The following is a 13761-nucleotide window of genomic DNA, read 5'->3' on the forward strand; positions in this document are numbered from 1 at the left end:
GGTCACACGCGCCGCACGAACGCGGCCCGCCACTCGGGTCCGAGCCCGGCTCCGTCCAGCACTCCCGGCCGGCGGCGATCCGCCCGTCGCGGACCGTCCAGGCCGTCCAGGCCGTCCAGGCCTCTCCCGGCCCCGGATTCCCGAACGATCGCCGAAGGCGCCGTGGGCGCATCGTGACAGGGACCACTGACCGTCGCGGCCCGCGTCCCGGCCGGACTCAGAGCGCCTTCAGCCCCTCCGCCGTGGCCCGCGCCAGCGCCGCCAGGTAGCCCTTCGGCAGTTTCGGGCTGCGGATGACCACCGAGCGCCAGTACAGCGGGCCCGAGATCAGGTCGAGGGCCAGGTCGGTGTCGACGGCGGGGCCCAGCTCGCCGCGTTCCGTCGCCGCCGCCAGGATCCTGCTGGCGACGCCGTCCTGGCCCTCCCGCAGGGCTTTCCGCATGGCTTCCGCGATGTCGGGGTTGCGGGCCGCCTCCGCCTGGAGGTCGGGGATGATCTGCGAGGCCACCGGGTGGCGCAGGGCGCGGGACGTCACCTCGTACAGCAGCCGCAGGTCGCCCTCCAGGGACCCGGTGTCGGGCGCGGGCAGGCCCTGCACGGCGAGCGCGGAGACGATGTCGAGGACCAGGTGCAGCTTGGAACGCCAGCGCCGGTACACCGCCGTCTTGCCGACGCCCGCGCGGCGCGCGATCCCCTCGATGGACATCCGCGCGTAGCCGACCGCCGCGAGTTCCTCGAAGACCGCCGCCCGGATCGCCTCCGTCACGTCCTCGCGGAGCACGGCCGCCCCGGCGGGGGCCCGGCGGCGCGGGCGCGGCTGCGGCTCGTCGGCGTTGGTCGTCATGCGAGCCAAGCATAGGGGCGTAACGACGAAACGGTTGCGTTCCGACGCGGCCAAGCCCTACGCTCGCGTCACGACGATACGGTCCCGTCCCGACGTAAGTGAACGCGCCGGGTCACTCCGGTGAACGACGGGCGTCACCCCCACCCACGAGCGAAAGCAGCGGATGTGAGTCAGGTCCTCCACACACCGCCCCCGACACCGGACGCGGTCGCCCCCGTCCCCGCCGACCACGACCTCGCGGCCCTCGCCGCCCGCCACGGCCTGTCGGTCAGCGGCGCCCGCCCCTCCCTGCCCCAGTACGTCCGCCAGCTGTGGGCGCGCCGGCACTTCATCACCGCCTTCTCCACCGCCAAGCTCACCGCCCAGTACAGCCAGGCCAAGCTGGGCCAGGTCTGGCAGGTGATGACGCCCCTGCTCAACGCGGCGGTGTACTACTTCATCTTCGGCATGCTGATGAACACCAGCCGGGGCGTGGAGGACTTCGTCCCGTTCCTGGTCACCGGCGTGTTCGTGTGGACCTTCACGCAGAGCTCGATCATGGCGGGCACCAAGGCCGTCTCCGGCAACCTCGGCCTCGTGCGCGCCCTGCACTTCCCGCGGGCCGCGCTGCCGGTGTCGTTCTGCCTCCAGCAGTTGCAGCAGCTGATGTTCTCGATGGGCGCCCTGGTCGTCATCCTGCTCGCCTTCGGCGTACCGCCCGCCGCGTCCTGGGTGCTGGCGGTCCCGGCGCTGGTGCTGCAGTTCGTGTTCAACGCGGGCCTGGCGCTGATCATGGCCCGGGTGGGCTCGAAGATCCCCGACATGGCCCAGCTGATGCCGTTCCTGCTGCGGACCTGGATGTACGGCTCGGGTGTCATGTTCAGCATCCACCACATGACCGGCCCGGACAGCGGCCTGCCCTCGTGGGTCGGCCCCCTCCTCCAGGTCAACCCGGCCGTCGTCTACATCGACCTGATGCGCTTCGCGCTGATCGACAGCTTCGGGGGCGGCATGCTGCCGGACCACGTGTGGGCGATGGCCCTGGGCTGGGCCCTGGCCGCCGGGATCGGCGGCTTCATCTACTTCTGGAAGGCCGAGGAGACGTACGGACGTGGCTGACGACAACGGCACCATCAAGCAGGCGGGCGACGAGCGCGTCCCCACCGTCGTCGCCGACGGCGTCGACATCGTCTACCGCGTCAACGGCACCGGCGCCGGCCGCGGCTCGGCGACCGCCGCCCTCAATCGCATCCTGCGCCGCAAGAAGGCCGAGAAGGCGGCGGGCGTGCGCCGGGTGCACGCCGTGAAGAACGTGTCCTTCGTGGCGTACCGGGGCGAGGCGATCGGGCTGATCGGCACCAACGGCTCCGGCAAGTCGACGCTGCTCAAGGCGGTCGCCGGCCTGCTCCCGGTGGAGAACGGACGCATCTACACGGACGGCCAGCCGTCCCTCCTCGGCGTCAACGCGGCCCTGATGAGCGACCTCACCGGCGAGCGCAACGTCTACCTCGGCGGCCTCGCGATGGGCATGTCCCGCGCGCAGATCAAGGAGCGCTACCAGGGGATCGTCGACTTCTCCGGCATCAACGACAAGGGCGACTTCATCACCCTGCCGATGCGCACGTACTCCTCCGGCATGGCGGCCCGGCTGCGCTTCTCCATCGCCGCCGCCAAGGACCACGACGTCCTCCTCGTGGACGAGGCCCTGGCCACCGGCGACCGCTCCTTCCAGAAGCGCTCCGAGGAACGCATCCGGGAGCTGCGGCGGCACGCCGGCACGGTGTTCCTGGTCAGCCACAGCAACAAGTCGATCCGCGACACCTGCGACCGGGTGCTGTGGCTGGAGCGCGGCGAGCTGCGCATGGACGGACCGACGGAGGAGGTCCTGAAGGAGTACGAGAAGTTCACCGGCGGCCCGGACAAGGCGACGAAGTCCAAGCCCGCGTCCAAGCCCGCGCCCGCGCCCGCCGCCAAGCCCGCGCCCAAGGCGAGGACGGCCGCCTGAAACCCCTCCCCTGCCATGCGCCTTCCCCCGGGAGGCGTACGCACGGTTAACCCTATTGCCCGATTAGTGCCACTATGGCCGGACGACCGAACAGGAGAGACCGGGAGCGACGACGACGGCGAAGGAGTCCCCGCGATGCCCGAGACCCCCGAACTCAGCGTCATCGTCCACGGCCCCAACGTCCAGGACCACCTGCCCGCACTCCTCGACTCCCTGGACGCCCACCCCCTCACCGGCATCGAGGTGATCGTCGCCGCCGTCGGGGACTGGGCGCGGGAGACCGCCGAGCGGCACACCCCGGCGTTCACCGTGCTGCCCCTGCCGGACGGCGCCGGCGACACCGCGGCCCGCTCCGCGGGGGCGGCGCGGGCGTCGGGCCGGTGGCTGCACTTCGTCCACGCCAGGGACGGGCTGCCCCCCGGTGCCCCGCGCACGATCGCCGAGCACGCCGCGAGCCTCCCCGACACGGTGGACGTCCTGCTGTTCGACCACGTCCGCAGCACCTGGCGAGCCTCCGGCCTGCCCTCCCCGGACGGCCCCCGCCTCGCCCGCGCGGGCCGCGCCGACCTCGCCCTCGACGACCGCGCGGCGCTGCTCGGACTGACCCCGCTGCTCGGCAACCGCGCCGTGCGCGCCGGCTTCTGGCGGGCCCACGAGCGCCTCCTCACCACCGACGACGAGCCCTTCGCCGCGTACGCCGCCCTGCTGCTCGCCGACCGCGTCGCCTGTCTGCCCCACCCCGCGTACGAGGACCGCCGGCTGCGCCCCCAGAGCCTGCCGCCCCTCACGCCGAAGCAGCGCTACGCCCTGGTCGAGCGGTACGAGACGCTCCTCGACCTGGCCGCCGGCCGCCCGGCCGCCCACACCGTCCTGTACGACCTGATGGTCCGCGACTGCCTGCGCACCTTCTCCCGCGCCGGGATGCCGGACGACGTCGCACGGGAGTTCTTCCACCGGGCGTCCCTGGCCGCCCGGCGCCACCGCCCCGAAGGCCACCGCCGCCCGGCCGGCCTCGAAGGCGTACGCCGGTCGCTGCTGGAGGAGGACGCCTGCGCCAAGTACCGCGCCCTCCAGGCCGCCAACCGCACGCGCCGCGGGGTGCGGACGGCGATACGCACCGGCAGGCGCCGGGCCGGGACACGCCTGCGTGCCCTCCAGTACCGCAGGGCGCTCGCCGAGCCGGTCGATCCCCACCTCGCCGTCTTCTCGGCGTACTGGGCCCGCGGCGTGGCGTGCAACCCGGCCGCCATCGCCGCGAAGCTCGCGGAACTCGCCCCGAGCGTCCACCCGGTGTGGGTGGTCACCGCGGCGGGCGCCGCGCTGCTGCCGCCCGGCACCGATCACGTGGTGCCCGGCACCCGCCGCTACTGGGAGGTGCTGGCGCGGGCCAAGTACCTCGTCAACAACGTCAACTTCCCGGACGCGGTCGTCAAACGCCCCGGCACCGTCCACGTCCAGACCCACCACGGCACCCCGCTCAAGCGGATGGGCCTGGATCAGATGCCGTACCCCGCCGCCGCCCGCGGCCTCGACTTCCAGGCGCTGCTGGAGCGCGTCGACAAGTGGGACTACAGCGTCTCGGCCAACAGCCACTCCACCCGGATGTGGCAGCGGGCGTACCCGTCCCGCCACACCTCCCTCGACCACGGCTATCCGCGCAACGACGTCTACTACACCGCGGGCGCCGACGACGTCCGCGCGGTCCGCGAGCGCCTGGGCATCGCGCCCGGCCACCGGGCGATCCTCTACGCGCCCACCCACCGCGACTACGAGGCCGGCTGGACCCCGCGCCTGGACCTCGCCGCCCTCGCCGACCAACTCGGCGAGGAAACGGTCCTGCTGGTGCGCGCCCACTACTTCTACGAGACCGCCGGCTCTCCACTGACGGGCCTGCGCCACACCGGCCGGATCATCGACGTCTCCTCCTACGACCCCGTCGAGGACCTGTGCCTGGCCGCCGACGCGCTGGTCACGGACTACTCGTCGATCATGTTCGACTACGCCAACCTCGACCGCCCGATCGTCATCCACGCCGACGACTGGGAGACGTACCGCACCACCCGAGGCGTCTACTTCGACCTGATGGCCGAGGCGCCGGGCCCGGTCGCCCGCGACCAGGCGGAGCTGACGGAGCTCCTCACCACGGACGCCTGGCGCGACGAGCGCGCGGCGAAGGCGCGGGCCGCCTTCCGGCGCCGGTTCTGCGAGTACGACGACGGCCGCGCCGCCGAGCGCGTCGTACGCCGGGTCTTCCTCGGCGAGGACGAGCGGACGCTGCCCCCCGTGCTGCCGGTCGAGCGGCGCACCCCGGCCCCGAGCCCCGAGGAGGCGACCGCGTCATGAGCACGTCCACGGCGACATCCACGGCCACATCCACGTCCGTGGACACCCCCGACACCCCCGACGTCACCGTCACGGTCATCGTCTACAACGACGCCGAACGCCTCCCCCGCGCGGTCGCGTCCGTCCTGCGCCAGACCCACGCGAACATCGAGATCGTCATCAGCGACGACCACTCGACGGACGCGACCGAGGAGGTGGCCCGGGAGCTGGCGGCGCGCGACCCCCGAGTCGTGTACCTCCGCCTGCCCGAGAACAGCGGCGGGTGCAGCGCCCCGCGCAACCGCGCCCTGGAGATCGCGCGGGCCCCGTACCTGATGTTCCTGGACAGCGACGACGAACTCCCCGAGCGCGCCGTCGAGGTCCTGCTCGCCGCCCACCGCGAACGCGACATCGACTTCGCGATGGGGGCGGTGCACCGGATACGCGTGGACGGCGGACGCCGGACGACCTGGATGCCGCACCTGGTCGCCGAGCGCCGCACGCTCGACGGCGTCGAGGCCGACCCGCGGCTGTTCTTCGAGCACCTGTCGACCAGCAAGATGTACGCCCGCGCCTTCCTCGACCGGCACGACCTGCGTTTTCCCGAGGGCATCCACTACGAGGACCAGCTCTTCTCGGCGCAGGCGTACTGCCTGGCCAAGACGTTCACCGTCGTCCCCGAGCCGGTCTACCGCTGGTACGTCGCCCCGTACGCCGCCTCCGAGACGGCCTCGATCTCCAACCAGCGGCACAAGCTGACCAACGTCCGCGACCGCGTCCACGTGCAGCGTCTCATCGACGCGTTCCTGGCCGAGAGCGGGCACGTGTCGTTGCGCGAGGACAAGGACTTCAAGTTCCTCAAGCACGACTTCCGGATGTACGCCGGTGACCTGCCCTACCGGGACGACGCGTGGCTCGCGTCCTTCGCGGACATCATGAACCCGTACCTCGACACGCTGGTCCCGGGCGCCTACGCCCGCCTGCCCCGCGCCGAACGGGTCGTGCTCCAACTGGTCCGCGACCGGCGCCCGTCCGACGTACGGGAGGCGGCCCGCGGCCTCGGCCACGACGTGGCCCCGCGCCGGACCACACCGGACGCGGCGAACGGCCGCACCTACTGGGGCGAGGGGATCCCGCACTCCGAACAGGCCCGCCGCGAGCTGGACCTGTCCGACCTGGACCTGGACACCCGCCCGTTCTTCAGCGCCCAGCTCCGCCACGAGGCGACGGAGATCGCCGCGGGCCCCGGCGCGTCGATCGACCTGACCGTCCGCACCTACGACCCGGCCCTGCGCCTACCGGTCGGCCCGCAACGCGCCACCCTCCACCTCGCCCCCGGCCGGCGCCACCTCACGGTCCCCTTCCGCCTCTGCCCCGTCCGCCCCGGCGTCTTCGAGGGCCACGTACGCCTGGACCTGGCCTCGGCCCACCTCCCCCTCCAGGGCTTCGAGGGCATCCGCCACCCCGTTCTCCGCCTCCGCCACCAGGGTCAGACCCACACGGGCATCCTCCTGGCCCCGCTGTCCTTCCCACCCCTGACCGCCCGCGTCCCCTACTACGCCGGCGTCCTCCCCCACCGGGTCACGGCGGAACCGGAGGGCCACAACCCGGGCCGCCTGCAGATCCGCTGGCAGCCGGTGGGCAGCACGGCGACCCTGATCCGCCCGGCAGCACGCCACCTGGCCACCCCCCGCGTCAAGCGCGCGGCCCGCTTGGCGGCCGGCCTCCTCCGCTGACAACGCCGCAGCCGCGGACAGCCTCGCCGCACCGCTCGCCGCGCCGCGCCGCTGCGGGCAGTCGTGCCGCTGGGGCGGCACGGGTGGGCGCAGCGGCACCCCGCCACGCCGGGCCGCGACACCCACCCCCGGCCCACACCGGCGCAGCTGCGGGCCGCACCGCCGGGCCGCGCACCCACCCCGCCCCCACCGCCGCCCCGCCCCCATCGCCGCCCCCGGGCAACCACAAAACCCACCCGCCCGAAACTGGTCCACCCCGCCCGAAAACACCCCGCCCAAAACACCCCCCGCTCACCACCCCACCGCGTACAGCACCTCCCCACCCGGCCCCCGAGCCACCACCCTCAACCACCCCTCCACCCCCCGGAGCCCCACCCCCCGGTCCACCACCCACCGCACCCCGTACTCCCGCACGATCTCCCGCCGCACGCTCCCCACCACCCCCTTCGCGAAAAACGCCCGCACCGCCGCCATCCGAGCCTCCTCGTCCGGCAGAAAGAAGTCGGGATACCCGGGAGCCACGGTGTACGCCCCGTACGCCGGAATCTGCCGCGAGGGAAACTTCCTCGCCATGACCACGTCCCCGTACCCCACCCACGGAGTGATCCAGTGGTACCCCGCCCACGGCTCCCGGTACTTCTCCTCGATCACCCCCGGCAGCACCCCCCGCTCGACCACGTACCCGAGCGCCCCCGCCTGCCCCCACGCCCCGACCACGAGCGCCGCACCCAGCACGCACGCCCACCCGGCCCGCACCGCCCGCCGCCCGGCCTCCACCACCTCCAGCGCCACCGCGACCTGCGCCGGGATCAGCGCGGCGGGCAGCACCCGCCCCCACGACCAGTGCCCGCTCACCCCGCCCGCCAGGAAGACCACCGCGCCCAGAACGAAGAACACCACCAGCGGGTCCCGCCGGTCGCGCCACCACCGCGCCCCCAGCGCCACCACTCCCACCAGCACCAGCCAGTACCGCCCGAGCAGGTCCCGGTACAGCGACCGGTGCACCGCGTCCATCCCGTCCCCGGCACCGAGCAGCGCGAAGAAGTCGTAGTACGGCCAGGCCCACAGCACCCCGACGCCCAGGACCAGCCCCACCGCCAGCCGGCCCCAGACCCTCCACCCGGCCCGCGACGCGAACACGACGGCGAGCGCGCCCAACGACGCGACGACCCCCGAGAACTGATGGACGAGCAGGATCACCGCCCACAGCACCCCGCACCCGAGGCACACCCCCCACCCGGCCGGCCGCGCCAGCCACGCCCACAGGTGAAACGCGAGCCCGAGCGCGAACACGCTCGGATACGCCACCGTCAGCGCGAGGGAGTGGAGCCCGAGGAAGCCGCTCCAGCTGAACTGCGCCGTGCCCCACAGCAAGACCAGGCACAGCAGCGCGAGCGGCGGTGCCGCCGGACGCGCACTCAACACACGTACGTATCGCCACACCCCCGTCACCAGCACCCCGAGCCCCACCAACGCCCCGAGCCGCAGCACGACGAAGACGGAGAACCCGGTCACCTTGGCCGCACAGCCGAGCAGCACCGTCCACGGCGAGTAGTACGGGCTGGGCGTGTCCGCGTCGACCAGCGGATTGCCGGGGTCGAGGAGGCTGTGCCGCAGACGTTCGACGGTGGCGGCGTGTATGCCCAGGTCACCGGCCCAGGGGAGCCGGACGACCACCAGGAGCAGCAGCAGGAGGAGGAGGACGAGCGCGGCGACGCGTGTCGTCCAGAGACGCCCAGTCACGCGGTCACCTTATACGGGAAATCAGGGCAACCTGGACATAAAGCCGCCCCGGGCCTTCGCGGCCCGGGGCGCCTCACACGGCTACGCCGCTAGAACGTCACGCCGTCATACCGTCGCTCCGTCACTCCGTCACGCATGCGTGCGCAGCAGCGTCCGCATCGTCCGCATCGCCACCGACAGGTTGGACAGGTCGAACTCGTCCGATCCGTGGATCTCCTCCAGTGTGGTGCGGGCCCGGCCGAGGATCGCCGCGTTCTTCTGCTCCCACGCCTTGAACCGCTGCTCCGGCGTCGACGTGCCGTTGCCCGCCGCCAGGACGTCGGCGGTGAGCGACGCGTGCGCCGCGTACAGGTCCTCGCGGATCGCCGCGCGGGCCATGGACTGCCAGCGGTCGTTGCGGGGCAGATCACTGATCCGGTCCATCAGCTGGGTGACGCTCAGCCGGTCGGCGAGGTCGTAGTACACCTCGGCGATGTCCAGCGGCTCCTTGCCCATGCGGTCGGCCACCGACACGATGTCCAGCGTCGCGAAGGCCGAGGAGAACCCGGCCACCCGCGTGGCCGGCTCGTCCGGGACGCCGGCTGCGGTCAGCTCGTCGTAGATGTGCTGGTACCACTCCGCGTCCGCGCCGCGCAGCAGCTTCGGCAGCTGCGACCAGACCTGCTCCACGCGCTCGGCGAAGAAGTCGACGGTCTCGGCGAGCTCCAGCGGCTGCGGCCGGTTGTTGAGCAGCCAGCGCGTGCCGCGCTCGACCAGGCGGCGCGAGTGCAGCCGGATGCGGGTCTGCACGTCGGCCTCGACCTTGGTGTCCAGGGCCTCCACCGCGTCCCACACCGGGGAGGAGCGGAAGATCGCCCGGGCCGCGGTCTGCGCCCGCACGATCTCCTCCAGCGAGGCGCCGGTCTCCTCGCGCATCCGGTGCAGATACGTCGTACCGCCCGTGTTGACCGTGTCGTTGACCAGGACGGTCGTCGTGATCTCGCGGCGCAGCGGGTGGCCGTCGATCCGGTCGAGGAACTGCTCGCGCAGCGCCGTCGGAAAGTAGGCGTGCAGCAGGCCCTTGAGGTACGGGTCGTCGGGCAGCGAGGTGTGCAGCAGCTCCTCGGCGACCGTGATCTTCGTGTACGCCAGCAGCACGGCGGTCTCGGGACCGGTCAGGCCCTGTCCGGTGCCGAGGCGTTCGCGGATCTGGCGGTCGGTGGGCAGGAACTCCAGGGCCCGGTTGAGGTGGCCCTCGCGGACCAGGTGGCGCATGAAGCGCTGCTGGGCGTGGAGCATGGCCTTGGACTGGGCCAGGGCGTTGGCGATCGCCGTGTTCTGCGCGTAGTTGTTGCGCAGGACCAGCGCGCCGACCTCGTCGGTCATCTCGGCGAGCAGCTTGTTGCGCTGCTTGACGGTCAGGTCGCCGTCCCTGACGAGACCGTTGAGCAGGATCTTGATGTTCACCTCGTGGTCGGAGGTGTCCACGCCCGCGCTGTTGTCGATGGCGTCGGTGTTGATCCGGCCGCCGTGCAGCGCGAACTCGATCCGCCCGAGCTGGGTCAGGCCGAGGTTGCCGCCCTCGCCGACGACCTGGACGCGCAGGTCCTTGCCGTCGACACGGATGGCGTCGTTGCCCTTGTCGCCCACGTCGCCGTTGGACTCGGTGGACGCCTTGACGTACGTACCGATGCCGCCGTTCCACAGCAGGTCCACCGGTGCCGACAGGATCGCCTTCATCAGGTCGGCCGGGGTCATCTTGGTGATGCCGGCCTCGATGCCGAGGGCCTCGCGGATGTGCGCGTTGACCGGGATCGACTTGGCCGTGCGCGGGAAGATCCCGCCGCCGGCCGAGAGCAGCTCGGTGTTGTAGTCCTCCCACGACGAGCGCGGCAGCTCGAACAGGCGGCGCCGCTCGGCGTACGAGGTGGCCGCGTCCGGGGTCGGGTCGATGACGATGTGCCGGTGGTCGAAGGCGGCGACCAGGCGGATGTGCTCGCTGAGCAGCATGCCGTTGCCGAAGACGTCACCGGACATGTCGCCGATGCCGACGACCGTGAAGTCCTGCGTCTGGGTGTCCACACCCAGCTCCCGGAAGTGCCGCTTGACGGACTCCCAGGCGCCGCGGGCGGTGATACCCATGCCCTTGTGGTCGTAGCCCGCGGAGCCGCCGGAGGCGAAGGCGTCGCCGAGCCAGAAGTTGTAGGACTCGGCGACCTCGTTGGCGATGTCGGAGAACTTCGCGGTGCCCTTGTCGGCGGCGACGACGAGGTAGGTGTCGTCCTCGTCGTGGCGGACGACGTCGGCGGGGTGCACGACCTCACCGGCCACCATGTTGTCGGTGATGTCGAGCAGCGCCGAGATGAAGGTCCGGTAGCTGGCGATGCCCTCGGCCATCCAGGCGTCGCGGTCGACGTTCGGGTCGGGCAGCTGCTTGGCGACGAAGCCGCCCTTGGCGCCGACCGGCACGATGACGGTGTTCTTCACCATCTGCGCCTTGACCAGGCCGAGGATCTCGGTGCGGAAGTCCTCCCGGCGGTCCGACCAGCGCAGGCCACCGCGCGCGACCTTGCCGAAGCGCAGGTGGACGCCCTCGACGCGCGGCGAGTACACCCAGATCTCGAACGCCGGGCGCGGCGCGGGCAGGTCCGGGATGGCCTGCGGGTCGAACTTCATCGAGACGTAGTCGTGCGGCTTGCCGTCGCTCGTCTTCTGGAAGAAGTTCGTCCGCAGCGTCGCCTTGATGACGGTGAGGAAGGAGCGCAGGATCCGGTCCTCGTCGAGGCTCGCGACCTGGTCGAGGGCCGCGTCGACCTCTTCGAGCAGCGCGTCGACGATCTCGCGCCCGGCCCGCTGGCGCTCGGGGGCCATCCGCGCCTCGAACAGGGAGACGAGCAGGCGCGTGGTGTGGACGTTGTTGCGGAGGGTGTCCTCCATGTAGTCCTGGCTGAACGTCGACCCGGCCTGCCGCAGGTACTTGGCGTACGCGCGCAGCACCATCGCCTGCCGCCAGGTCAGCCCGGCGCTGAGCACGAGGGCGTTGAACCCGTCGTTCTCCGCCTGGCCGTTCCAGGTGGCGGCGAAGGCCTCCTGGAAGCGCTCGCGGGCGTCGTCACCGAGGTAGTCGGCGCCGCCGGCCACCGACTTCGGCATGCGCAGGCCGAAGTCGTAGATCCAGGCCGTGGTGCGGTCCGCGCAGCGCAGGTCGTACGGCCGCTCGTCGGTGACCTCGACGCCGAGCCGGCTGAGCACCGGCAGCACGGCGGACAGGGAGACCGTGCCGCCCTTCTGGTAGATCTTGAACCGGCGCTCCTCGGGCGCGGCGCCGACCGGCTCGTACAGGCTCAGCGCGAAGGTCCTGTCCTCGTCGAGCCGCTCCAGGTGACCGAGGTCGGCGACCGCGGAGCGCGGGCCGTGGTCGGCCTTGTAGCCCTCGGGGAAGGCACTCCCGTAGCGGCGCATCAGCTCCGCGGAGCGCTCCTCGCCGACCTCGGCGGTCAGCGCTTCGGCGAACCCGTCGGCCCAGGAACGGGCGGCCTCGACGAGGCGGGCCTCGATGCGCTCCTTGTCCGCGTCGGACAGCTGCGGCAGCTCGGTGCCCTGCGGCACGCGGACCACGAAGTGCAGCCGGGACAGGATCGACTCGGTGTTCCAGGCCGTGAAGTCGACGCTGGTGCCGCCGAGCTCCTCCTTGAGGATGTCGATGATCCGCAGCCGGACCCCGGTGGTGTAGCGGTCGCGGGGGAGGTAGACGAGGGCCGAGTAGTAGCGCCCGTACTCGTCCTGCCGCAGGTAGAGCCGGAGACGGCGCCGCTCCTGGAGGTAGAGCACGGAGGTGACGATCGGCTCCAGCTCCTCGACCGGCATCTGGAACATCTCGTCGCGCGGGTACGTCTCCAGGATCTGCAGCAGATCCCGCCCGTCGTGGCTGTTGGGCGAGAAGCCGGCCCGCTCCAGCACCTCCTCCACCTTGCGCCGGACGACCGGCACCCGGCGGACGGACTCGGTGTAGGCCGCGGAGGAGAACAGGCCGAGGAAGCGGCGCTCCCCGACGACGTTGCCCTGCTCGTCGAACTTCTTGACGCCGACGTAGTCCAGGTACGACGGCCGGTGCACGGTGGCCCGGCTGTTGGCCTTGGTCAGCACCAGCAGCCGGTGCTCGCGGGCCTTGGCCCGGGCGTCGGCGGGCAGCCGCTCGAAGGACGGGCTGACGGGGTGGCTCTCGTCGGCCGCGTGGTGCGGGTCGGAGCGCAGGATGCCGAGGCCGGTGCCGGCGACGGCGGCGAGCGAGTCGTCGCCGCGCAGCTGGTACTCGCGGTAGCCGAGGAAGGTGAAGTGGTCGTCGGCCAGCCAGCGCAGCAGCTCGCGGGCCTCCTCCAGCTCCCGCGGGGGGAGATCGTCGGGGGCGGGCTCGGTCGGCAGCTCCTCCGCGATGCGGACGGCCGCGTCCCGCATCTTGCCCCAGTCCTCGACCGTCTCGCGGACGTCGTTCAGGATGCGCAGCAGGTCGGCGGTGATCTGCTTCAGGTCGCCGCGGTCGGTCTCGCGGTCGAACTCGACGTGGATCCAGGACTCGACGTGCGCGTCGTGCGGGAGGTCGTCGGAGGGCCCGCCGGTGAGCACCTCGACGAGCTTGCCGGTCACGTCGCGGCGCACCACGATCAGCGGGTGGACGACGACGTGGATGCCGCGCCCCTGCCGGGTCAGCTCGTTGGTCACGGAGTCGACGAGGAAGGGCATGTCGTCCGTGACCACCTCGACCACGGAGTGGCTGCACGTCCAGCCGTTCTCCTCGACGGTCGGGGTGTGCACCCGTACGTTCGCCGTGCCCTGCGGGCGGTTCTCCGCCAGCCGGTAGTGCGAGACGGCGGCTCCGAAGACGTCGACCGGGTCGCGGTCGGCCAGGTCCTCCGGGGCGGTGTGCCGGTAGTAACGCCGGAGGAACGCGAACACGGATGCGTGGTCCGGGGTGCCCGGGGTGTCCGGGGTGTCCGACGTGCCCTCGTCCGTCGTCCCAGTCGGTAGGTGCCCCCCGACCGGGCTGTTCTCAGCTACCCGCGCAGCCCTTTCGAGCAGCTCGGCCTTGGCTTCGTCCAGCTTGGTCTGCATTGTCCTCTGGCTCCTGTCGCGCGCCGTTGCGTGACGTAGAAGGA

Annotated in this window: 7 protein-coding genes; 4 read left to right on the forward strand and 3 right to left on the reverse strand. The window is 72.1% G+C overall.

Annotation, left to right across the window (positions count from 1 at the left end; genetic code table 11):
* Positions 1–217: 217 nt before the first annotated feature.
* Complete coding sequence (locus ACIQ6R_RS07860; RefSeq protein WP_404219574.1) at positions 218–844, reverse strand: TetR/AcrR family transcriptional regulator; 627 nt, start codon at positions 842–844, stop codon at positions 218–220.
* Positions 845–1009: 165 nt separating this feature from the next.
* Here ACIQ6R_RS07860 and ACIQ6R_RS07865 point away from each other — a divergent pair, with 165 nt between their 5' ends.
* The 4 genes from ACIQ6R_RS07865 (at position 1010) to ACIQ6R_RS07880 (ending at position 6886) form a co-directional block, all read left to right on the forward strand.
* Positions 1010–1942, forward strand: a complete 933-nt coding sequence (locus ACIQ6R_RS07865) for an ABC transporter permease (protein WP_404176794.1) — start codon at positions 1010–1012, stop codon at positions 1940–1942.
* Positions 1935–2828, forward strand: coding sequence for an ABC transporter ATP-binding protein (locus tag ACIQ6R_RS07870; RefSeq protein ID WP_404176791.1), 894 nt, complete (start codon positions 1935–1937; stop codon positions 2826–2828). Before ACIQ6R_RS07865 ends, ACIQ6R_RS07870 begins: the two co-directional genes overlap by 8 nt.
* Before the next feature lie 135 nt (positions 2829–2963).
* A complete protein-coding gene (locus ACIQ6R_RS07875) occupies positions 2964–5171 on the forward strand; it encodes a CDP-glycerol glycerophosphotransferase family protein (protein ID WP_404219576.1) in 2208 nt (735 codons plus the stop codon).
* A complete protein-coding gene (locus tag ACIQ6R_RS07880; RefSeq protein WP_404219578.1) occupies positions 5168–6886 on the forward strand; it encodes a glycosyltransferase family 2 protein in 1719 nt (572 codons plus the stop codon). Before ACIQ6R_RS07875 ends, ACIQ6R_RS07880 begins: the two co-directional genes overlap by 4 nt.
* Before the next feature lie 291 nt (positions 6887–7177).
* Here the strand turns inward: ACIQ6R_RS07880 and ACIQ6R_RS07885 are convergent, their stop codons facing one another.
* Complete coding sequence (locus tag ACIQ6R_RS07885) at positions 7178–8629, reverse strand: hypothetical protein (RefSeq protein WP_404219580.1); 1452 nt, start codon at positions 8627–8629, stop codon at positions 7178–7180.
* Positions 8630–8758: 129 nt separating this feature from the next.
* A complete protein-coding gene (locus ACIQ6R_RS07890) occupies positions 8759–13717 on the reverse strand; it encodes an NAD-glutamate dehydrogenase (RefSeq protein WP_404219582.1) in 4959 nt (1652 codons plus the stop codon).
* Between the last annotated feature and the right edge of the window lie 44 nt (positions 13718–13761).

This window comes from Streptomyces sp. NPDC096048 (assembly GCF_044763415.1).
Taxonomy (GTDB): Bacteria; Actinomycetota; Actinomycetes; order Streptomycetales; family Streptomycetaceae; genus Streptomyces.